Source organism: Algoriphagus chordae (assembly GCF_003254055.1).
In the GTDB taxonomy this organism is placed as follows: Bacteria; Bacteroidota; Bacteroidia; order Cytophagales; family Cyclobacteriaceae; genus Algoriphagus; species Algoriphagus chordae.
This window is the reverse complement of record NZ_QKZT01000006.1, coordinates 173,928-196,160: the sequence shown is the minus strand read 5'-3', so window position 1 is coordinate 196,160 and position 22,233 is coordinate 173,928. Positions and strand designations below refer to the sequence as shown.

Sequence of the window (22,233 nt, the reverse complement as noted above, 5' to 3'; positions counted from 1 at the left end):
AATTGTCATACGATCCTAAACTGTGAGGATCAATGAGAAACAAACACAGAATACAAATCATGCAGCCACTGAAAAAGTGGCTTTTTTTGTGGACTAACTCCACTCAAGATTATTAAAAAAACATCTAGAGCTAACCATAGCTCATAAGGCTGCCGACCCAAACACATGGCAATCTCATTGGAATTCATAAGGAATAAAGCAGCAGAATGAGGTTTTATACTCCACTAGTAAATGCTTATACCCTCTTCAACTGAAAACATACTGGAGCTATGGCTTATTCCTTCTTCTCTAAAATCCGAATGTTTACTCAGACTATGAAGCCAAAGTATTTGTTAGTCATAAAAAATTCGCCAAAATCAATCCTCACTCACATTGAGATAAGAATACCCCATCTGATCAAGGGTAATAAAAGTGGTCTTGGCAGAAATAGCCATTTTGACCATAGGAGTGATATTCCCAGCATTGAGCGTATAAAAACCCATACTTTGGCCACATACATAAAACTTGACACCAACCTCTTCTAATGCTTTTATCGCTACAATATTTGGGTTACTTAAACCATATTTTTGTTGATAGTCTTCGTCAGTAAGGATTGCTTGTACTAATCCACCATGGATTACTGCTGCCAATTGAATTTTTTCAGCCGGCACTCCATTGGCAATATTCAGATTGTAGGTACGGGCAACCTCCAAAATGGCCGGATGAATAGCTGTAGAATCATTAATTTTCCCATAGAGATCTATTGCTACTTTATAATCCAAGGTCGGATCATAGCGCATTACTGGATCTTCAACAGACATTACTCCTATCCAAGGGTGGAAATCTAGCGCGGGATAAGTGATTCGTTCTTTGATATGAGCAGGCATAGAACCTTGAGCATAAATATTAGTCAAAGTCAGCGTGCTCAAAAGCAATAAGGAAAAGCAAAACAGTTTCATAATATTTTGATTTAAAGAGTATTACGAAAAGTATAACTATTTGTAACAAAACCAAAATCAAATAAAATTTGCTCAAAAATATCGACATAATTCGCTTCAGTTTACCCGAAAATAATTCCACCCTTTGCCGATTTTGGGATGCTTTTTAAGAGTATTTTTGATGGAATACTTAAGAAAAGGAATGCCAGTTTCTCTCAATTTCTAAATCTAATTTTTGAAATGATTCTACCAATTATTCTATTGGTTCTAGGGCTACTAATGCTTGTAAAAGGAGCGGATTGGTTAGTTGATGGAGCGTCAGTTTTGGCAAAAAAACATAATATTTCGGACCTGGCTATTGGACTGACAATAGTCGCATTTGGAACATCTGCACCTGAATTAGTTGTTAATTCGGTGGCTTCCATGGGTGGCTACCCGGATATAGTATTTGGCAATGTAATCGGTTCAAATAATTTCAATCTGTACATTATCTTAGGCATTGCAGGACTGATTATGCCACTTTCAGTACAATCAAGCTCGGTTTGGAAAGAAATCCCACTTTCATTCCTAGCCGTCATTATCTTACTATTACTGACAAATAATTTTTTCCTCCAGGAGTCAACCGGACTTTCAGCAATGGACGGAGCCATTCTCCTTATGTTTTTTGGAGCTTTCCTCTTTTATGTATTTACCCAGCTAAAGTCCGAACCTGACAATAATGATATCATCCTAAAAAAATACAGTACCCCAAAGATCTGGGGTTTGATTTTAACTGGTCTGGCAGGGCTTGTTTTTGGAGGTAAACTAGTGGTAGATACTGCGGTGACAATGGCTCAAACTCTTGGAATTAGTGAGAAAATTATAGGCCTTACCATCGTTGCAGCAGGAACTTCTTTACCTGAATTGGCAACTTCTGTGGTAGCTTCCATAAAAAAGAATAATGATATCGCAATTGGGAATATCATTGGCTCTAACATATTCAATATCTTTCTCATTCTAGGCCTTAGCTCTCTAATCAATCCACTTGAATATACAGTCACGTTCAATACTGATCTTTATATACTTGGGGCAGGAACGATTTTCTTATTCATCGCGATGTTTACTGGTGTACGCAAAAAACTAGATCGTTGGGAAGCTGCGCTACTATTAGTGTTCTATTTGGGCTATACCGCATATTTGGTAAGTAAAGAAATGTGATTTCCAGTACAAATTTATAAACTATGCATCTAGATCAACTTTCTGAATTTGTATTGCCGATCGAGAATCCGGTGAGCAAATTCCTGTTGATTTTATTGATCATTTTATTGGCTCCGATTGCGCTTAACAGACTAAAAATCCCCCCACTTCTTGGCTTAATCATCGCTGGTGCCATCGTAGGCCCGACAGGGCTTAACTTAATTGAACGGGATAGTGGGATCATCCTATCTGGAACGGCTGGGATGCTATACATTATGTTTTTGGCAGGTTTAGAGATTGATCTCGTAGATTTTCGGAAAAACAGTAAGAAAAGCATGGTTTTCGGAATGTATACTTTCCTGATCCCTATGATTTTGGGTATGATTGCGGGATTATATCTTCTGAATATGAGCATGCTTACCTCTACTTTGCTTGCTAGCATGTTTGCTTCCCATACCCTGATTGCCTACCCAATGATCTCTAAGTTGGGTATTTCAAAAAATAGAGCCGTCAACATCACCGTGGGCGGCACACTCATTACAGACACACTCGCTTTACTGGTTCTTGCCATAGTCGTGGAAGTTACTAAAGGGGATGTAAATGCCCTTTTTTGGATGAAACTAGTAGTTTCACTTACGGTATTCACTTGCATCGTATTATTTCTTGTACCCCCAATCGCACGCTGGTTTTTGAAGAAATACGATGATAATGTCTCCCAATATGTATTCTGTCTAGTATTGGTATTCCTGGGAGCGGCTATGGCTGAGCTAGCTGGAGTAGAACCTATCATAGGTGCATTCCTAGTAGGATTGGCTGTAAATCCGCTAATATCTCATGCATCTCCCTTGATGAATAGAATTGAGTTTGTTGGTAATGCGATTTTCATACCTTTTTTCCTGATAGGCGTTGGGATGCTGGTTGATTTCACTGCATTTATCAATGGCTGGGAGACAATAATTGTAGCAATTGTCATGACAGTAGTGGCCACTCTCGCCAAGTATCTCGCAGCTTTGGCCACACAGAAAACATATGGTTTCACCAAAGATGAACGAAAAGTAATTTTCGGTTTGAGCAACGCACAGGCTGCGGCAACTTTGGCAGCGGTGACAGTTGGCTACAAAATTATTCTAGGAACTGACGAAAACGGGGACCCAATACGACTCCTATCGGAATACGTACTCAATGGCACTATCATTATGATTTTGGTAACCTGTACTATTGCATCCATTGAAGCTCAAAAGGCTGCCAAACGGATCTTATTGGCAGATTCACCACTTGATAATGATATGATCGAAGAATCGCCGGAGCGCATACTCATACCCGTGAGAAATCAGGAAACATCTGACGAATTGATTCATCTAAGTATTATGCTGAAATCAGCCCAGAAACAGTCAAACCTATACGCCCTTAGTATTATTAATCCAGAAGAGGAAGATAGCAATGCGGAAATGAAAGCTCAAAAAACCCTTAAACAAGCTAGTAAATCCGCCAGTTCAACCGATCACTTCCTGTATGAGCTCCTTCGATATGATACGAATATCGAGCACGGAATTTCAAATGTAATTCACGAAAACAAAATAACAGATCTAGTCCTCGGACTCCACGAAAAATCAGAGTTAGACGACAGTTTTCTAGGAAATCTTACGGAAGGACTTCTTAGCAAGTGCAATACAACAACCTTCATATATAAGCCACATCAACCTTTTGACACGCATAAACGTCACCTAGTCTTCATTCCGCCTCAGGCAGAAAAGGAGCTTGGATTTCCGTTTTGGCTAGTCAAAGTTTGGAATATTGCCCAAAATTCCGGTGTGAAAATGATCTTTTATACCTCCGAAGAAACCAAAGAATACCTCAGTGAAATTCTTCGAAATAATCCGATTCGTGTAGATTTCAGACCATTCCCAGACTGGGATGAGCTTGATAAGCTGAACTTTATACTCAAGCCTGACGACAATCTAATTATAATCCTCAGTAGACGCGGAGAGGCCTCCTATCACCCTCGTTTTGAGCGAGTTCCTCATTTGATAAACATGTGGTTGAAAAATCACAGCTTTATCCTCATCTATCCAAATCAACCAAAATTGATGGGGATGCCGCCAAGGAATATGCTGCATGGATCTTTGATCGGACCAATTGAGCGATTGGATTGGATAGGCAAAACAGTTTCCAAACTTTTGAAAAGAAAATAGCCTTTCCATCTTCTATAAGATTGTTTTCTATTCGTACGCAAAAATCCACCTTTGATCATTTATTAACTGCTTTTTCGGTGAAATCGAAATATCTTTTCATGATTTTAACCCCAAACAAGATTTGCTTCGGGATTAATTTCCCCAAACCTATAACCTAAGCTACCACTGATGCATATTTTCACCCGAAGCTTTTTCAGCAAGCTTGCTTTCCTACTATTTTTCAGCATGCTTTCCTGCTTTCAGCTTTTAGCTCAGCAATCACCAAGAAAAGGATCATTTGTTACTGGCAATGTCCTCGATATTGGCTCTAATTCTCCACTGCCTTTTGCCTCGATCGGAATTTACACCAGTGCTGACAGCCTTATTTCAGGAGGCCTAACAGATGATGAGGGGAAGTTCCAAATTGATGTCCCTATTGGCCAATTTTATGCTTTGGTGGAATTCATGGGCTATGAACCCTTCCAAACTGATCCATTTACAACTTCCAAAGAAGCTCCTTCCTATGATCTAGGTCAAATCAATATGAAAACCTCTGCAAGTGATTTAGACGAGGTAGTCGTACAAGGTGAAAAAACTATCATGGAGCTTTCGTTGGATAAGAGGATTTTCAACGTGGGAAAAGACCTGGCAAATGCAGGTGGAAATGCAAGTGATATCCTAATGAATCTTCCCTCTATAGCAGTGGATACGGAAGGAAATGTTCGATTACGCGGTTCTGCTAATGTCAGAATTCTTATCGATGGCAAGCCTTCAGGCTTGGTGAGTTTCAAAGGAAGTGCAGGTCTCCGGCAATTGCCCGCCAATATGATCGAGCGTGTAGAAGTAATCACCAATCCATCTGCACGCTATGAGGCGGAAGGGATGGCAGGTGTAATCAATATCATCCTGAAAAAGGATAATAATCAAGGCTTTAATGGCTCTTTTGAAGTAGTGGGCGGAGTTCCTACCAACTTAGGATTTACAGCCAATTTGAATTATAGACACAAGAAAATCAATTGGTTTATCAATTACGGGCTAACACATCGTAGATCTCCAAACGTGAATGAACTCTATCAGGAAACTTATGGAGTAGACACCACATTTATCCTAAACCAAAACAATGAAGGGGAAGTAAAAAGCCTAAACAATAACATTCGCGGTGGTTTAGATTACTACTTCAGTGAAAGTAGCATACTTACGCTATCCTATCTCTGGAGAAGAAGTGACGCACACAGAATTACCGATATTCGCTACGAAGATTCTTATAACACCTCAGACAATCTCCAGAGCTATACCTTGAGGAGACAGGATGAAACAGAGGAGGAGCCAAATTCTGAGATTTCGATGAATTACAAGAAAACATTCGAAAGAGAAGGTCATGAGCTGACAGGCACCTTGACTTACCTGAATTACTGGGAAAATTCTGATCAGCTATTTACCCAGTCAAGTTTTACTCCAGAAGGACAACCCATAGAGGGTTCATCTGTAGTTCAAACTTCACTGAATGACGAATATGAAAATCAGTATTTGGCGATGTTGGATTATGTACAGCCTTTTGGAAAGGAAGGGAAATTTGAATCAGGATTCAGAACTAGTTTCCGTGAGATGAAAAATGACTACCTCGTGATGCAGGAAGATGAGAATGGTGACTTTGATCCAATCCCAGGCCTGGACAACATCTTCCTATATGATGAAAATATACTGGCAGTGTATGGAATAATAGGAAATACTTCCAAAAAATGGAGCTATCAGGGCGGTATTCGCGTGGAATACACGGATGTAAAAACCACATTAGTAGAAACCGACGAAGTCAATCCTAGAAAATACACCAACCTATTCCCTAGCGCTCATTTGACTTATAATATCAGCCAAGAAAATGCTTTTCAGTTAAGTTATAGTAGGCGTGTAAGAAGACCTGTTTACAATGATTTGAGCCCATATGTGACTCTTTCAGATTCAAGAAATTTTTTCTCGGGAAATCCGGATTTGAATCCTGTGTATACCAATGCTTTTGAACTAGGGCACATCAAGTATTTTGACAAAGGAACCCTTTTCACTACTATCTATTATAGGAACACAGTTGACAAAATCGAAAGACTTCGCTCAGTAAATGATGAGGGATTTTCTAGAACATTACCCTATAATTTGAACGGTGAAAATTCATTTGGAGTAGAAATCAGCAGTGATTATCAATTGTACGACTGGTGGAAACTAGACTTTAATGTCAACTTCTTTCATGCAGATATCGATGGGACTAACATCCAGAATGGGTACGAAACGAAGACAACTTCTTGGCTTTTCCGTCAGACTTCCAGATTCACAATAGCAGATGGATTTGATATACAAATACGAGCAAACTACGATGCCAAGCAGAAAACGGTTCAAGGATATAGAAAAGGAATTTTCTACATGGATCTTTCAGCCAGCAAAAGTGTATTATACGACAGAGGTACTTTGGTTTTCAATGTTACAGACATTTTCAATTCACGACGCAATAGATTTATCAATGAAGGTGTAAATTTCTTTACCGAAGGAAACTCCCAATACCAAAGGCGACAGTTTATCCTGACTTTGAGCTACAGATTAAAACAATAAAGTTCTACCAGAACTTTTATTAACTAGCTCAAGGGTTTGTCAATTTTTTATTGAACCTTCTAATTGACAAAGCCTTGCAAAAGTATTTACCTGATGTGGCCCCATGCGTAAACTAACTTTATTTTTTATTCTAACTCTAGTCCACCTGACATCAGTCCATGCTCAGAAAATCAACGATTCATATCGCCTAAATATCCAAAAAGCAAGCTCCGAGATTCTGATTGACGGAGCATTGGATGAGCAAGCCTGGCTGGATGCTGAGGTTGCTACAGATTTTTATATGATTACTCCGATGGATACTAGCTATGCGAAGGTGAGAACAGATGTAAGAATGACCTATGATGAAGAGAATCTTTACTTGCTGGTTGAGAATTTTCATGCTGTCGAAGGCCCTTATATGGTGGAATCACTACGACGGGATTTCAACTTTGGAAAAAATGATAACTTCCTACTTTTCATGGATCCTTTCGATGATCAGACGAATGGGTTTTCCTTTGGTGCCAATGCCGCAGGGGCCCAATGGGACGGCATCATGTACAATGGAGGCAGTGTGGATCTTAGCTGGGATAACAAGTGGACTTCCAAAGTCACCAATTACGATGATCGATGGGTTTTTGAAGCTAAAATTCCTTTTAAATCCATCCGATACAAAAAAGGTATTACTGAATGGGGAATCAATTTTTCCAGACTAGACCTGAAAACTACAGAGAAATCTGGCTGGGCACCCGTGCCTCGTCAATTCCCTTCCGCCTCTTTAGCGTATACAGGAATACTCGTGTGGGATCAAGCTCCTCCACAAACTGGGGCCAACATCTCAGTCATCCCCTATGCACTTGGAGGATTTCGACAAAATAGGTTTGAAGGAGAAGAGCCTATGTATCGAAAAGAAATTGGAGGTGACGTTAAAATCGGTTTAACTTCCTCTTTAAACTTGGATTTAACTGTCAATCCAGATTTTTCTCAAGTGGAAGTGGATCGACAAGTGACAAATCTGGATCGCTTTGAATTGTTTTTCCCAGAGCGCAGACAGTTTTTCCTAGAAAACGGAGACCTATTTGCCAGTTTTGGATATGAAAGGATAAGACCATTCTTTTCCAGAAGAATCGGCTTGAATGCGCCGATTCAATTTGGAGCTAGACTAAGTGGAAAAATCAACAAAAACTGGCGTGTCGGTGCGATGAATATGCAAACCGGAAAAGTGGAAGAAGAGGCACTTCCCTCTCAGAACTTCACTGTCTTGGCAGTCCAGAGGAGAGTAGGCTCCAGATCCAATATCGGTGCCATATTCGTCAATAAACAGGCGCTGAATTATAACCCAGATCCAAATTCTGATAAGCCAATCTATTCACAATTCAATAGAAATCTAGGACTGGAATATAACCTCGCCACATCCAACAACCTATGGACGGGGAAGGTGATGGGTTTGAAAAGCTTTGGTCCGGACAATTCCGATCAAGGCTTCGTCCAGGCGGCAAACCTCAAATACACCTCTGGCAATCTCACCTGGGAATGGCAGCATGAATATGTCTCGGAAAGCTATACTGCTGAAGTGGGTTACGTACCTCGAAATGGTTATTTCAAAATAAATCCAACAATAGGATATCGTTGGTTTCCGAAAAGCGAGAAAATCCTCAGCCATGGCCCCGATATAAGCAGCACTTCCTACTGGAACAAATCTGGGGAATACACCGACAACACGAGCTTCATTGCCTATAATGTAAAGTGGCGAAGCCAAAGTACTTTTCTGCTTTGGACAGCCTATGATTATGTCATGCTGCAGCGTCCATTCGACCCTACGAATTACAGCGGAGAAACCTTACCCGCTGGCTCACAACACAAATGGTTTGCTTGGGGCACAGAATACACGTCCAAACCGCAGAGTATTTTAACCTATGCCTTCTCTACGAGAATGGGTGGATACTACGCCGATGGAGATCGATATAATGTGACTGCTGAGCTCGGCTACAGGTTCCAGCCCTATGTGAGTATCACCATGTCTGCCAATTACAATCGAATCATCCTGCCAGAACCTTGGTACACCAATACCTTTTGGCTTATTGGCCCTAGAGTCGATGTCACGATGACAAACACTTTATTTTTCACAGCTTTTGTCCAATACAATGAGCAAATCGAAAACATCAATCTAAATACTCGCTTTCAGTGGAGATTTAAGCCTGCATCTGATTTGTTTTTGGTTTACACAGACAATTACCTCCCCGCCCCTTTTTACACCAAAAACCGCTCACTAGTATTGAAGTTTACCTATTGGTGGAATCTTTAACGAATCAACTAGGCTGATATTAACCTATCTTACTATTCGTTTGATTTCAAAAGATTAATCTGGATATATTCTTTTATTTTAGAAATCAAATTTGCCAACAATCCGAATTATGCGATCTCCTTTTCGATTACTCTTTTCAATATTACTCTTCACCCTTTTCACAGGAACTCTTCTTGCTCAGGACCTTAGGCTTTTAGATTTGGACAGAATCTATAATTCAAGAGAATTTGTCCAAGAAAGGCTCCAACCAATCCAATGGATCGAAAATGGAGCAGCTTATGTCACCGTAGAAAAAGGTAATGAACTGGCGAGATGGGATTCTAAAACCTTAGAGAAAAGTGTTTTTGTACCTGGGTCTGCTTTGCAAAGTGCTGGTAAAGCCATTTCAATTCAATCATTCTCACTGTCGGACGATGGGACAAAGGTTCTAATTTTCACGAACTCCAGTCGAGTCTGGAGGTCAAACACCAAAGGTGATTATTGGGTTTACGACCTTACCTCCAAAGAACTAAGGCAGCTTGGAAGCAAATTCGAAGCTTCTTCACTGATGTTTGCAAAATTCTCCGCGGATAATGAATATGTAGCCTATGTGCAAAAATTCAATTTGTACAAGGAAAATTTCAAAACTGGAGAAATCACGCAGCTCACATCTGACGGTACAGGCGAGATCATCAATGGAACATTTGACTGGGCTTACGAAGAAGAATTTGGAAAGCGCGACGGTTTTTCGTGGAGCCCAGATGCAGCACACATTGCATTTTGGCAGATCGACGCTTCCAAAATCAGGACTTTCTACATGATCAACTATACGGACTCTGTCTATTCCAGACCTATCCCATTACAATACCCAAAAGTAGGTCAGGAACCCGCTGGAGCCAAAATAGGCCTGATCGACTTGGCTACGCAAAAAACTAACTGGATTCCGATTCCGGGAGGAGAAACTGAAAATTACCTTCCAGGAATGCAGTGGATCAATGCAGATTTACTACTTATCCAACAGATGAATCGTAAGCAAAATCTTTTGACCATCTGGACCTACCAGCCTTCATCTGCTGAGCTGAATAAAATCTATACCGAATCAGAGGAAACCTGGGTGGATTTGGCCTATCCAGATCTTTCCAAAAACGGCTGGAGCGACAACAGCTTACCCTTAGTTGATAATGGAACAGCCTTTTTAAGAATGACCGAAAAGAATGCCTGGAGACATATTTATAAAATTGATATCGCCACAGGCAATAAAACCTTGATTACTCCAGGAGAATTTGATGTAGCATCCTTTGGCGGGGTTACAGACAAGGAAGTGTACTTTATCGCCTCTCCTGATAATGCGACTCAGCGGTACCTCTATGCGATCGACTTGGCAGGAAAAGGAGAACTACGCAGAGTAACACCTGAAGCATTTGAAGGTGTTAATACCTACGATATCGCCCCGAATGGCCAGGTTGCAATCCATACTAATCAAAGCACCAAGAATCCTTCTACAGTGCGACTAATCAGTCTCCCAAAACATACAGTTATCAAAAATCTGGTTGAAAACACTTACTATACTCAAAAGCTAGCTTCACTTAATACACCTGAAATAAAATTTACCACTGTAACTACCCCAGAAGGAGTTACGATGGATGCTCGTGTGATTTACCCAATTGATTTTGATGAATCAAAAAAGTATCCAGTGCTTTTCCATGTATATGGAGAACCTTGGAGTACGGTCAGCACCGACACACAAGTTGGGCTTTACAATATCATGCTGGCGCAAAAAGGCTACTTCATCATCGATATGGATAATCGCGGTACCCCAACTTTGAAGGGAAGCGCTTGGAGAAAAAGCATTTACAGAAAAATCGGTGTTATCAATGCGCAGGATCAGGGTTTGGCGGCAAAGGAATTACTGAAACTACCTTATTTGGATGAAGGCAGAGTAGCTGTCTGGGGCTGGAGTGGTGGTGGTTCGATGACACTAAACCTGATGTTCAAATTCCCTGAAGTCTATCAAACTGGAATGTCTGTAGCTGCAGTATCTAATCAGCTAATCTATGACAACATCTATCAGGAACGCTACATGGGTTTGCCGCAGGAAAATATGGAGGACTTTGTAAAAGGATCCCCTATCACATATGCTAAAAACTTAGAAGGAAACCTATTGATCGTGCATGGCACAGGCGATGACAATGTCCACTACCAAGGTGCCGAAATGCTAATGAATGAACTGATCAAGCACAACAAACAATTTCAGATGATGCCCTACCCAAATCGTTCTCATGGAATCTCTGAAGGTGCTGGCACTAGTCTGCATTTATATACTTTGTTGACAAACTACCTAATGACTCATACTCCAGTGAATTAATTATCAATTAATTAGGAATAACAAACTATTTTATTTTTCTTACTATTAAAAATTAGTAGATCTATGAAAAATACATTGATTGATTCGCACAAACGTAATTTGAGGAGGATAAATATTGGGGTGGTATTTGCCTTTTGTTTATTCCTTGGAGGTTTAGCTTTCTCTATCACAAAGCTTACCGCTGCTCCTGAAACAGTACAACTCGTAGGCGAAAAAACTGTCAAGGGTCTCATTCTTTCTCCAGATAAGAAACCCATTCCAGGCGCTGTCATCCTCGTCAAAGAGACAACCACTGGAACCGTTACTGATATAGAAGGTAATTTTTGGTTGGATTTGGAAAATTTTAATCAAGAGACTATAACCTTAAAAATCTCTATGATTGATTACGAATCCAAGGAGATAATGGTAAACACCAAGAAACTACCCAAGGACTTGGGTAAAATCACCTTAAAAAAGGAAGCTAAATAAGTTATTGTTCAATCGACTTAGCTTCAAATACTATAATTTCTCCTGACTCGATTTCGAAATTAAGTTCAATTGGATTGCAGCATACTTCGCAGTCTTCGATGTACTGCTGGGAAGAAATTGACGGATCAATCAGCATAGATATTTCTGCCAAACAGTATGGACATTGGAAGTAGTGCTCAAGCATTTTTCAAGGTAATCAAATAGACAATATTCTTCAACTGACGGTAGTTGCATTAATTGCGTCATCCTACTGACGGTATTAACGTTAATTCAGTCAGTCTAAAAGCAATTTCCCTCAATCTCAATAGTTGCTATTGCTAAAAATCAGATCTGGATATTTGCGCCCTCTGTGAAGTCCTCCGTGCCCACCGTGGCAAAAAATTTTCCACAAAAAAAACCTCGAAGCACATTCGCTCCGAGGTTTTAACTCTAACCATCAACCTAAATTACACTTCTATTTCTGTCCCTACATTTTTGAAATAAACCTGATTGTCAGCGTCCAGATCTACCATCACTGCAGAATCATTTTTTATATATCCTGATAATATTTGTTTCGAAAGCTCATTCAAAACCAATCGCTGCATAGTACGCTTCAGCGGCCTAGCTCCGAAATTCGCATCAAAGCCAACTTCTCCTAAGTAATCCAAAACCTCTTTACTAGCCTCGATTTCAATCCCGGATTCAGACAATCTATTCTGAATTTCCTTCCACTGGATGTCCACGATCTTACGAATGATCTGCTTGTTGAGCGGCTCAAACATAATCGTCTCGTCAATTCTATTCAAGAATTCAGGTCTTACTGACTTTTTCAAAAGCTCGTAAACTTCCTTCTTGGTTTTATCAAGAATCTCATCTTTGTTCCATTCTTCCATCTCAGCAAAGCGCTCTTGGATCAAATGCGAACCAATATTCGTAGTCAGAATGATAATCGTGTTTTTAAAATTAGCTACACGACCTTTGTTGTCCGTCAATCTACCATCATCCAAGACTTGCAAGAGAATATTGAACACATCAGGATGAGCCTTTTCGATCTCATCCAACAAGATCACAGAGTATGGCTTTCTACGAACTGCTTCTGTCAACTGTCCACCTTCATCATACCCTACATAGCCTGGAGGTGCTCCTACCAAACGACTGACCGCATGTCTCTCCTGATATTCTGACATATCAATTCGAACCATGGAGTTCTCATCATTGAAGAGATATTCTGCCAAAGCTTTCGCCAGCTCGGTTTTACCCACGCCAGTAGTTCCCATGAAGATAAAGCTACCAATCGGACGCTTTGGATCCTGCAATCCAGCTCGACTTCGGCGCACAGCATCGGACAAAGCAGTAATCGCTTCCTTCTGTCCAGCCACTCGATGCCCAAGCTCCAGCTCCAAATGCAGTAACTTTTCACGTTCAGACTGGATCATTTTATTCATCGGTATTCCCGTCCATTTAGACACTACCGCAGCGATATCTTCCTGATCAACTTCCTCTTTCAGCAATGGAGAACCCGCTTGCATCTCTGCCAACTGAGTCTTGAAGGACTCTAAATTCTTCTCCGCTTCAACGATTTTACCATATCTGATTTCAGCTACTTTTCCGAAATCGCCAGCCCGTTCAGCCTGCTCAGCTTCAAGCTTATAATTATCTATCCGCTCTTTTTCACGCTGTATCCCTGTGATCACAGCTTTCTCACTTTCCCATTTGGCTTTTACACTATCTCTCTTTTCAGCAAGTTCTGCCAGCTCTTTGCTTAGAACCGTCTCTTTATCATGGTTCTTCTCTCTTCGAATAGCTTCACGCTCAATCTCCAACTGCATGATTCGACGATTCAATTCATCCAATTCCTGAGGCAGAGAATCTATTTCCATTCTCAATTTTGCACCGGCTTCATCCATCAAATCAATCGCCTTATCTGGCAAGAACCGATCTGAAATGTATCGCTGAGAAAGCTCAACAGCTGCGATTACCGCATCATCCTTGATACGGACACCGTGGTGCAATTCATATTTATCTTTAATTCCTCTCAGGATCGAAATCGCATCCGCTGCATCTGGCTCGTCGACAATTACTGCTTGGAACCTACGCTCAAGCGCCTTGTCTTTTTCAATATATTTCTGGTATTCCTTCAGCGTGGTCGCTCCGATCGCATGCAGTTCTCCTCTTGCCAAAGCAGGTTTCAGTAAGTTTGCCGCATCCATTGCTCCTTCTCCGCCCCCACCAGCGCCAATCAACGTATGTATCTCATCGATAAAGAGTATAATCTCACCTTCCGCATCGGTCACTTCTTTGATAACTGCTTTCAATCGCTCCTCAAACTCACCTTTATATTTGGCTCCTGCGACAAGCAAACCCATATCCAAAGAAATCAAAGTCTTGGTTTTAAGATTTTCCGGAACGTCTCCAGACACAATTCTCTGGGCCAGGCCTTCGACAATTGCGGTCTTACCAACACCTGGTTCGCCAAGTAGAATCGGATTGTTTTTGGTCCTACGTGCTAAGATCTGAAGCACTCGCCTGATCTCCTCATCGCGGCCAATCACAGGGTCTATCTTGCCCTTCTTAGCCATTTCATTCAGGTTCTTAGAGTATTTCTCCAGTGCCTGATATTTACTTTCTGCGTTTGGATCGGTCACTTTATTTCCTTTTCTAAGTTCCTTGATAGCTTCGATCAAAGGCTTTTCAGCAATACCCTGATCTTTCAATAGTTGAGATGTAGCATCACCAGCAGCCAAAATCGCTAGTACCAAATGCTCAATCGCAACGTATTCATCACCAAAAGTCTTAAGATAGTCCTTGGCTTTGGTCAATACCTGATTCGAATAGTTTGACAAATGAGGCTGCTGTCCGCCACTTACTTTTGGCAAGCGCCCCAATTGTTCGTCAAGCTTTTGAGATATGAGTTGCTTATTTGTACCGAGTTTTTTGAACAAAAACTCAGTCACATTTTCATCCTCAGAGATAATTCCTTTCAGCAAATGTGCTGGCTCTATATTCGGCTGTCCTGCCGATGTTGCCAATTCCAAAGCCTTTTGAATCGCCTCCTGAGATTTTATCGTGAATTGTTTAAAGTCCATAGTATGGTTGGTTAATAGTGGTGTCTTAATTCTTCTATTGGAAACGGAGGTTTTAAACTCTTTTCCCATTCTCCACCTTACTATCAAAACTACTTCCACTTACTTTTTTCGGTCATAATGACCGAATAACCTCTATTAATTACGCTAAAGCGGAAAAGTTGACAGAATAATATTCTGATGAGTAAGGTTTTACGACATTTTGCGCATTTGAAATCCCTCGTTTACTTATATTAATCTACACTTTTTAAAACATCTTCTATGAACGAGCTTTTAAATGAAGAGCAGGTACTCCAGCTCATCCACAATATCCGTAACCTGAAAGTAATGTTGGATTCTGATTTGGCAGAAATGTATGGTGTACAGACGAAAGTTTTAAATCAATCCGTCAAAAGAAACCCCTGACAGATTCCCTATAGACTTCATGTTTCAACTTTCTGAAGAAGAGTGGCAAAACTTGAAGTCACAAAATGTGACCTCAAGTTGGGGAGGACGACGAACTCCTCCCTATGTTTTCACAGAGCAAGGAGTAGCGATGTTATCTTCAGTGTTGAATAGTCCGCCAGCTATCCAGGTAAATATCTCTATTATTCGGACTTTCGTCAGGATCAGAGAATGGGCACTTAATTATTCAGAATTACAGGACAAAATCCAGACATTACAAGATGCCGAGTCAAATCAAAACCAGCACATTAATCATATCTATCAAATGATAGAAGAACTATTAAAGCCAAGTCTGGGAGAGAGAGCAAAAATTGGATTTAAAAAATAAACCCTGTTCCACTTTATGAAACAGGGTCTATTTAAAGAGTTATATCAAATGATTATCCCTTTTGGGAAACCGCATAATCCTCTACAGCCTGCCACACTCTGAATACATTTTTGTAACAGATTTTTTCTATCTCTTCTCTACTGTAACCTCTCTTCAATAGCTCTGCAATTAAGTTTGGATACATAGACACATCCTTCAATCCTGTAGGCAAAGAGTCACCAACACCATCAAAATCAGAGCCCAATCCCACATAATCAATCCCTACTAAGTTTTTCACATGATCGATGTGATCTGCTACTCTCTGAACAGTTGGAAATGGATTATTAGCAGCCATATATTCAGAAGCATAAGCTTTGAATGCGGAATCACCACGACTCATATTGTTCTCAGCCATATAGTTCACCAAATGTTCACGAGCTTTCCCAGAACCGGCAGCATAAGCTGAATCAATGAAGGTTCCTCCAAAATTGATCATCATTACACCTCCATTTTTGGCCATAGCCTGAATCAGCTCATCACTCATATTTCTCTCAAAATCTGGAGTGAACTTTCTTACCGAAGAATGTGAAGCAATCACAGGAACTTTGGTGATAGCCAAGGCATCCTTGAAAGTATCATCCGAAACGTGAGACAAATCAACCATGATTCCCACTCGGTTCATCTCAGCTACCACTTTCTCGCCGTACTCACTCAAACCATTGTACAATCTTACTGTATCATAACTACTGTCACCAATCAGATTGGCTTTGCCATGCGTAAGGGTGATATATCGAATACCTCTCTCCTGAAAATAAGCAACATTATTAATATCATCCTCTAAGGCAGATCCATTTTCCATTCCCATAGGAAGTGAAACTTTGCCGGCAGTAAAATTAGTCTCCACATCTGAAGGACTATATGCCATGGCAAATTGATCAGGAAAAGTTTCAGCCAAACGCTCAGTCATCAGAATTAAAGAATCAGCTAAAGCTTTGGAAGAACCAGGCGTCTGCTGAAGACCTGCAGGAATATAGATCGACATAAACGGAGCATCTAATCCGCCTTCCTTGGCTCTAGGGAAATCAAAATTCCCATCAGGAGTGCGAACCGAAACATCCAAAACTTCACGCTGAAGGGTAAATCCGCCTACCTTCATGCGATAAGGTAAATCCACATGTCCATCTACGATGATGGTTTCGTGTGCAATTTCTTTAGCCACCTCCAATCGCTCAGCATCGGAAAGTGTCGTGTAATCTATACTAGCATCTTGCTCTTTTGGTGAGCAGGCTACTGCCAGCGCTGCCAGTAATACCGTATTAAAATATTTTCTCATAAGTTGATGGGTTAAACTAATTCCTAAGATAATTGGATTTTCCTTCTTGGAAGTAAAATAATCCATCAATGGCATTTCTGACAAGAAATTAGCCGATTAATGAAAGATTATAATCCACACAATAAAAAATTTTGACTTACAAAGACAAATCAATTACAATTTTAAACGGCATCACTGGACACTTGCAAAATAAGTGATGGATGTATTTAACAACTCAAATCTGACTTTCATCGCTCAAAACTCTCTCCCTAATCTCTATTTCTTTGACACAAAAGTTCTTTTGTTGTAACTTTTCACATCGAAGAGATATAACAAGCGCAGTAATTATTTACCATCTTCGCTAAAAAACAACCTTTGAAAACCATAAATCTAAACTCATGAACACTAATTTAAAACTTGCTCTTTTTGGCATATCATCCACATTGCTTTTCGCTCAATGTAGTCCGAAAAAAACAGAAGAAACTACCGAAGCGATCACCGTTGAAGAGGTGAAAACACCGACCTTGACTAAAATCTGGGAAACTGACACTACTTTAACCACCAACGAATCGGTATTGTATGATGCCGCTTCAGGCAAACTATATGTTTCAAATATTGAAGGTGATCCTAGAGGAAAAGACGGAAAAGGGTCAATTTCCATTATTGACAAGGATGGCAACGTAGTTAATCAAAACTGGATTACCGGCCTGAATGCGCCTAAAGGTATGGGAATCACCAATGGCAACTTTTATGTAACTGACATCGATCAGCTGGTAGAAGTAAATCTGGAATCAGGGGCAATCAGCAATAAATATCCAATTGAGGGCGCTGGCTTTTTGAATGATCTTGCTACCTATGATGGCAAAGTGTATTTCACAGATATGAATACTGGAAAAGTCCACATGCTTGACGGTGGCAATATCACAACAATAACTGAAGGACATGAATCTATCAATGGTATCGCTATTGCTGAGAATGGAGATCTTTATATGCTAGATAAAGCTGGTCTAAAAATGCTTAACACAGATGGCACATCCAAGATCCTGAACGATAAGGTAACTGGTGGTGATGGCTTGGTCATTCTAGGTGATGGCAATTATGTGGCTTCGCGATGGGCTGGTGAAATCTACTTTGTAAATAGCGATGGAGTAGAAACCTTGCTTTTGGACACCAAAGATGCAGAATCAAATACTGCTGACATTGGTTTCATCCCAGGAGACAACATTGTATTAGTCCCTACTTTTTTCAAAAACAAAGTGGTCGCATACAAATTAGATTATTAGCCCAAGCAACATACAACTTATTCTAAAAGCCTTCTTACGGAGGCTTTTTTTGGCTAATTGAACTGTGAGGACATAAATTTCCTTATATTAATGGACAGGTGATCACCAAAAATTATCAGCTTTCAAAGGTCTCAGGGGGCAAATCTTGATACTTATTGTTAAAAAACTCAACTCTTTGTTCCGCTAAGCAACTGTATGCTGGTTAGTTACGTGAATCTTGAATCATTGATGGGCAGTTTTTATAAGTAATTTGTCCATTTGTGAGTAAATTTGTCCTATCTCAAAACCCTACCGAATTTTTTCAATTCGGGTCTAAATTTATCCATGATGAAATCAGGAGAAATAAATTACGAACTAGAAAAGAACATAGAGGTCATCTCTCAATTGGATGGTCTTGTAAGCGAAGCCGTAGATAATATCCTAGTTGATCCGGACAAATGCTGGCAACCATCAGATTTCCTTCCCGATTTTGGAGATCCCGATATTCATGATCAGATCAAGCAACTTCAGCAAAGATCTGACGGTATCCCAGATACAATATTGACTTCATTAATCGGCAACATGATTACCGAAGAAGCATTACCAAGCTATCAGACATATTTCAATCTCTTGGAAGGAATCAATCCAGAAAGAAGCCTCCTATCTCCTTCAGGATGGGTTAGATGGTCGAAATCTTGGACAGCAGAAGAAAATCGCCACGGAGATCTATTAAATAAGTATTTGTACATGACAGGTAGGGTGGACATGAAAGCTGTAGAGCAGACGATCCACAGATTGCTTATGAATGGATTTGATGCCAATACTGGAGGAGACCCTTATCAGGCGATTGTGTATACTTCCTTTCAGGAGAGAGCTACCAAAGTCTCCCATGTAAATACAGGGAAATTAGCTGATATAGCTGGCGATCCTATTTTAGGAAGAATCTGTAAGCAGATTGCAGGTGATGAAGCCAGGCATGAAAAAGCCTATAAAAGCTTTATGTCAGCCATCTTCGAAATTGATCCAAATGGAGCAATCATTGCTTTTGAAAAGCTTATGAGAAAGCAGATAGTAATGCCTGCAGTTATGATGGGCACTGGAGGTTCTAACCCTTCTTTATTCACCGAATTCTCCGCCATTACTCAAAAAGTAGGAATATATACTGGCTGGGATTATGCCCGAATTATCGAGCATCTAGTTGACCTTTGGAAAATCGAAAGCTTAACTGGACTAAATGACGTCGCAGCTAAAGCACAGGAATACCTAGTAAAACTATCTGATCGATATATGAGATTAGCTGATAGAATGAAAGCTCCTGAAGAGGTGAAATTAGCTTGGCTTAAATAACCCAATACTATATCCATTTCAAATCCTTTCCATCACGGAAAGGATTTTTTGGTTGAACACAATACCCTTATCCTTCGGACATTCTATCTTTATCTAAATTTGTCCCTTCCTATTTAATAAGCCACAAGCCATGCACATGGACAATACTCAATCAGAAAATATATCATTATCCTACCTTCAGCCTTCTGATTACAAAGCTCTCAAGGCTGCCATGATCGAGGCATATAGAAGCATGCCGGGATCATTCTGGGCAGAAAGCCAGATTGAAACCTTGATAACGAAATTTCCAGCAGGCCAGGTTGTTATTAAAATAAATGATCAGCTAGCAGGTTGCGCCCTATCTATAATAGTAGACGATGCTGAACTGGAAGGAGAGCACACTTACAAGGACATCACAACCAACTTCACCTTTGAAAACCACAATGATTCTGGCGACATGCTGTATGGTATTGATGTTTTTATCAAACCGGAATTTCGTGGTCTGAGACTTGGAAGAAGATTATATGATTACCGCAAAGAACTCTGTGAAAAGCTTAATCTAAAGGGAATTGTGTTTGGAGGTAGAATCCCGAATTATCATAAGTATGCTGATCAGATGGGGCCAAAGGAGTATTTGGAAAAGGTGAAGCTCAAGGAAATTTATGATCCAGTATTGAATTTCCAGTTGGCAAATGATTTCCACCCTGCTCGAATTATGAAGAACTATCTGGAAGGAGACTCTGCTTCCAGCGAGTTTGCGGTATTGTTGGAATGGAATAATATTTTCTACGAAAAGCCAAACAAAGAAGCCTCTACCAATAAGACCATTGTTCGCCTTGGATTGATCCAGTGGCAAATGCGTTTGTATGATAATCTGGATGAGCTGATGCAGCAGGCGGAATATTTTATCGATGCTGTTTCTGGCTATCGCTCTGACTTTGCCCTTTTCCCTGAGTTATTCAATGCACCACTGATGGCAGAATTCAATCACCTGAGTGAGGCACAGGCTGTTCGTGGATTGGCAAAATACACCGATGAGATCGTCAAGCGTTTTGGGCAGCTATCAGTTTCGTATAATATCAATATTATCACCGGCTCCATGCCGATGGTCAAAAACGACAAATTGTATAATGTAGGCTATCTATGCAAGCGAGATGGCTCTATTGAATCTTACGAGAAGCTCCATATCTCCCCGCTCGAGGCCAAAGTCTGGGGAATGCAAGGTGGAAATATCCTCAAATCATTCGATACAGATTGCGGCAAAATAGGAATTCTCATCTGCTATGATGTAGAATTCCCTGAACTTAGCAGACTGCTTGCCAATGAAGGAATGGATATTTTGTTTGTCCCATTTCTCACAGATACTCAAAATGGCTATTCCCGTGTCAGAAATTGTGCGATGGCCAGAGCAATCGAAAATGAATGCTATGTCGCCATGGCTGGTTCTGTAGGCAATCTGCCCAAAGTGCATAATATGGATATGCAATACGCACAATCTATGGTGATCACTCCTTGCGATTTCCCCTTCCCAAGTAATGGAATAAAAGCCGAGGCCACTCCAAATAACGAGATGACGTTAATTGCCGACGTGGATATTTCTTTGCTAAGAGAGTTGAATCAATTTGGAAGCGTACAGAACTTGAAAGACCGGAGAACTGACTTATTTGATTTACGGAAAAAGACGACTAGAAAGAAAAAGTCTTAGACGCAGAGAAACATTCAGCGAAAAGCGTATCAATCAGCTATCAATGATATCCTGGGAGACTAATCTATAGATTTCGGCGAAATTCTCGTTGTAGCTTAAAAAGCGATGATGGTCTTCCAGGGTTTCATAATCCTCACGTATAGCTGGGCCAGTTTGCGCGGCTTTAGCTCCTATCTGAAGGCTTTTGGAAATCGTCTCTATAATCAGCGGCTTGAGCATCTCAAAGTCCAATCCCTGCCTACGCATCACCTCCTCAGCAATTCTAATCATATGATTGGAAAAATTACTGGCGAAGACTGCTGCGATATGCATAGCCTTCCTATCCTTTGATCTCACAGTATAAGTCAGCGGCGTCAAACTTTTTGCCAGCTTTTTCAACTTTTGTAAAGTCTCTTCATCGTCAGACTCCAGCAAAAAAGGAACTTCGTCAAATTCAATTTTCCTTCCCTTTGTAAATGATTGCAAAGGATAAAATATGCCCGTGTAAGTCGCTGAACTGTAATTCAAAATATCCAAGGCAACAGACCCCGAAGTATGCACAAGAATACTGTCCTCGGGCAGAATAATCTCATCAGCCACTTCAAGGATTGCCGAATCCTTCACCGCCAAGATAAATATCTCCGCCTCACTCGCCGAAAAGTCCAGATCATCTTTAGGCTCACCTGCGTACACCCGGTCAGTAATATTCTCCGCGCTTTTTAAGGTACGGGCGTAGACTTCCGTAATCACATGACCTGCGTCTTCTAATGCTGGAGCAAGATGCCAAGCGACATTACCTGCACCAATTAAGGCAATTTTAAACTTCATGATGGAAGTAAACTATTTTTCCCCAAAAAGAAAAAGCCACTCGAATCTCTTCGAAT

Annotated in this window: 16 protein-coding genes; 11 read left to right on the top strand and 5 right to left on the bottom strand. The window is 40.5% G+C overall.

What is annotated here, in order from left to right:
- Positions 1 to 356: 356 nt before the first annotated feature.
- On the bottom strand, positions 357 to 938 hold the full coding sequence (locus LV85_RS08520; RefSeq protein ID WP_111318298.1) for a DsrE family protein: 582 nt from the start codon (positions 936 to 938) through the stop codon (positions 357 to 359).
- A gap of 219 nt (positions 939 to 1,157) precedes the next feature.
- Between LV85_RS08520 and LV85_RS08515 the strand changes: the two genes are divergently transcribed.
- From LV85_RS08515 to LV85_RS08490, 6 genes are all read left to right on the top strand, one after another.
- The gene (locus LV85_RS08515) at positions 1,158 to 2,114 is read left to right on the top strand and encodes a calcium/sodium antiporter (RefSeq protein WP_111318447.1); all 957 of its coding nucleotides are present in this window, start codon (positions 1,158 to 1,160) and stop codon (positions 2,112 to 2,114) included.
- A 23-nt stretch (positions 2,115 to 2,137) separates the two neighbouring features.
- A complete protein-coding gene (locus LV85_RS08510) occupies positions 2,138 to 4,285 on the top strand; it encodes a cation:proton antiporter (protein ID WP_111318296.1) in 2,148 nt (715 codons plus the stop codon).
- A 168-nt stretch (positions 4,286 to 4,453) separates the two neighbouring features.
- Positions 4,454 to 6,859 (top strand): outer membrane beta-barrel family protein, encoded by a 2,406-nt coding sequence (locus LV85_RS08505; protein WP_245942220.1) that lies wholly within the window; start codon positions 4,454 to 4,456, stop codon positions 6,857 to 6,859.
- Positions 6,860 to 6,962: 103 nt separating this feature from the next.
- Complete coding sequence (locus LV85_RS08500; RefSeq protein WP_111318294.1) at positions 6,963 to 9,140, top strand: DUF5916 domain-containing protein; 2,178 nt, start codon at positions 6,963 to 6,965, stop codon at positions 9,138 to 9,140.
- 109 nt (positions 9,141 to 9,249) lie between these two features.
- Entirely contained in the window at positions 9,250 to 11,484 is a 2,235-nt protein-coding gene (locus tag LV85_RS08495) for a S9 family peptidase (RefSeq protein WP_111318292.1), read from the top strand.
- 63 nt (positions 11,485 to 11,547) lie between these two features.
- Positions 11,548 to 11,952 (top strand): carboxypeptidase-like regulatory domain-containing protein, encoded by a 405-nt coding sequence (locus LV85_RS08490; protein ID WP_111318290.1) that lies wholly within the window; start codon positions 11,548 to 11,550, stop codon positions 11,950 to 11,952.
- Between the two features lies 1 nt (position 11,953).
- Here LV85_RS08490 and LV85_RS08485 read toward each other — a convergent pair whose 3' ends face one another.
- Together LV85_RS08485 and clpB are read right to left on the bottom strand one after the other, a co-directional pair.
- Positions 11,954 to 12,136, bottom strand: coding sequence for a CPXCG motif-containing cysteine-rich protein (locus LV85_RS08485; RefSeq protein ID WP_111318288.1), 183 nt, complete (start codon positions 12,134 to 12,136; stop codon positions 11,954 to 11,956).
- A gap of 262 nt (positions 12,137 to 12,398) precedes the next feature.
- Positions 12,399 to 15,017, bottom strand: coding sequence for an ATP-dependent chaperone ClpB (gene clpB, locus LV85_RS08480; RefSeq protein WP_111318443.1), 2,619 nt, complete (start codon positions 15,015 to 15,017; stop codon positions 12,399 to 12,401).
- Between the two features lie 258 nt (positions 15,018 to 15,275).
- Between clpB and LV85_RS22315 the strand changes: the two genes are divergently transcribed.
- Positions 15,276 to 15,419 (top strand): ORF6N domain-containing protein, encoded by a 144-nt coding sequence (locus LV85_RS22315; protein WP_245942218.1) that lies wholly within the window; start codon positions 15,276 to 15,278, stop codon positions 15,417 to 15,419.
- Positions 15,420 to 15,438: 19 nt separating this feature from the next.
- Positions 15,439 to 15,786 carry an ORF6N domain-containing protein gene (locus LV85_RS08475; protein WP_245942216.1) on the top strand — a complete coding sequence of 116 codons (348 nt, stop codon included), beginning with the start codon at positions 15,439 to 15,441 and terminating at the stop codon, positions 15,784 to 15,786.
- Between the two features lie 52 nt (positions 15,787 to 15,838).
- Here the strand turns inward: LV85_RS08475 and LV85_RS08470 are convergent, their stop codons facing one another.
- Complete coding sequence (locus tag LV85_RS08470) at positions 15,839 to 17,098, bottom strand: dipeptidase (RefSeq protein WP_111318441.1); 1,260 nt, start codon at positions 17,096 to 17,098, stop codon at positions 15,839 to 15,841.
- Between the two features lie 377 nt (positions 17,099 to 17,475).
- On the opposite strand from LV85_RS08470, the gene LV85_RS08465 reads away from it, so the two are divergent.
- From LV85_RS08465 to LV85_RS08455, 3 genes are all read left to right on the top strand, one after another.
- A complete protein-coding gene (locus LV85_RS08465) occupies positions 17,476 to 18,360 on the top strand; it encodes an SMP-30/gluconolactonase/LRE family protein (protein WP_111318286.1) in 885 nt (294 codons plus the stop codon).
- 324 nt (positions 18,361 to 18,684) lie between these two features.
- Positions 18,685 to 19,686 carry an acyl-ACP desaturase gene (locus LV85_RS08460; protein WP_111318284.1) on the top strand — a complete coding sequence of 334 codons (1,002 nt, stop codon included), beginning with the start codon at positions 18,685 to 18,687 and terminating at the stop codon, positions 19,684 to 19,686.
- A 136-nt stretch (positions 19,687 to 19,822) separates the two neighbouring features.
- Positions 19,823 to 21,370, top strand: a complete 1,548-nt coding sequence (locus tag LV85_RS08455; protein WP_111318282.1) for a carbon-nitrogen hydrolase family protein — start codon at positions 19,823 to 19,825, stop codon at positions 21,368 to 21,370.
- A gap of 33 nt (positions 21,371 to 21,403) precedes the next feature.
- Here LV85_RS08455 and LV85_RS08450 read toward each other — a convergent pair whose 3' ends face one another.
- Positions 21,404 to 22,177, bottom strand: coding sequence for a Rossmann-like and DUF2520 domain-containing protein (locus tag LV85_RS08450; protein WP_111318280.1), 774 nt, complete (start codon positions 22,175 to 22,177; stop codon positions 21,404 to 21,406).
- Between the last annotated feature and the right edge of the window lie 56 nt (positions 22,178 to 22,233).

Bases quoted from the DNA above. Each gene is read 5' to 3' on its own strand.
- LV85_RS08520 (WP_111318298.1), bottom strand. From the start codon at position 938: ATGAAACTGTTTTGCTTTTCCTTATTGCTTTTGAGCACGCTGACTTTG.
- LV85_RS08515 (WP_111318447.1), top strand. From the start codon at position 1,158: ATGATTCTACCAATTATTCTATTGGTTCTAGGGCTACTAATGCTTGTA.
- LV85_RS08510 (WP_111318296.1), top strand. From the start codon at position 2,138: ATGCATCTAGATCAACTTTCTGAATTTGTATTGCCGATCGAGAATCCG.
- LV85_RS08505 (WP_245942220.1), top strand. From the start codon at position 4,454: ATGCATATTTTCACCCGAAGCTTTTTCAGCAAGCTTGCTTTCCTACTA.
- LV85_RS08500 (WP_111318294.1), top strand. From the start codon at position 6,963: ATGCGTAAACTAACTTTATTTTTTATTCTAACTCTAGTCCACCTGACA.
- LV85_RS08495 (WP_111318292.1), top strand. From the start codon at position 9,250: ATGCGATCTCCTTTTCGATTACTCTTTTCAATATTACTCTTCACCCTT.
- LV85_RS08490 (WP_111318290.1), top strand. From the start codon at position 11,548: ATGAAAAATACATTGATTGATTCGCACAAACGTAATTTGAGGAGGATA.
- LV85_RS08485 (WP_111318288.1), bottom strand. From the start codon at position 12,136: ATGCTTGAGCACTACTTCCAATGTCCATACTGTTTGGCAGAAATATCT.
- clpB (WP_111318443.1), bottom strand. From the start codon at position 15,017: ATGGACTTTAAACAATTCACGATAAAATCTCAGGAGGCGATTCAAAAG.
- LV85_RS22315 (WP_245942218.1), top strand. From the start codon at position 15,276: ATGAACGAGCTTTTAAATGAAGAGCAGGTACTCCAGCTCATCCACAAT.
- LV85_RS08475 (WP_245942216.1), top strand. From the start codon at position 15,439: ATGTTTCAACTTTCTGAAGAAGAGTGGCAAAACTTGAAGTCACAAAAT.
- LV85_RS08470 (WP_111318441.1), bottom strand. From the start codon at position 17,098: ATGAGAAAATATTTTAATACGGTATTACTGGCAGCGCTGGCAGTAGCC.
- LV85_RS08465 (WP_111318286.1), top strand. From the start codon at position 17,476: ATGAACACTAATTTAAAACTTGCTCTTTTTGGCATATCATCCACATTG.
- LV85_RS08460 (WP_111318284.1), top strand. From the start codon at position 18,685: ATGATGAAATCAGGAGAAATAAATTACGAACTAGAAAAGAACATAGAG.
- LV85_RS08455 (WP_111318282.1), top strand. From the start codon at position 19,823: ATGGACAATACTCAATCAGAAAATATATCATTATCCTACCTTCAGCCT.
- LV85_RS08450 (WP_111318280.1), bottom strand. From the start codon at position 22,177: ATGAAGTTTAAAATTGCCTTAATTGGTGCAGGTAATGTCGCTTGGCAT.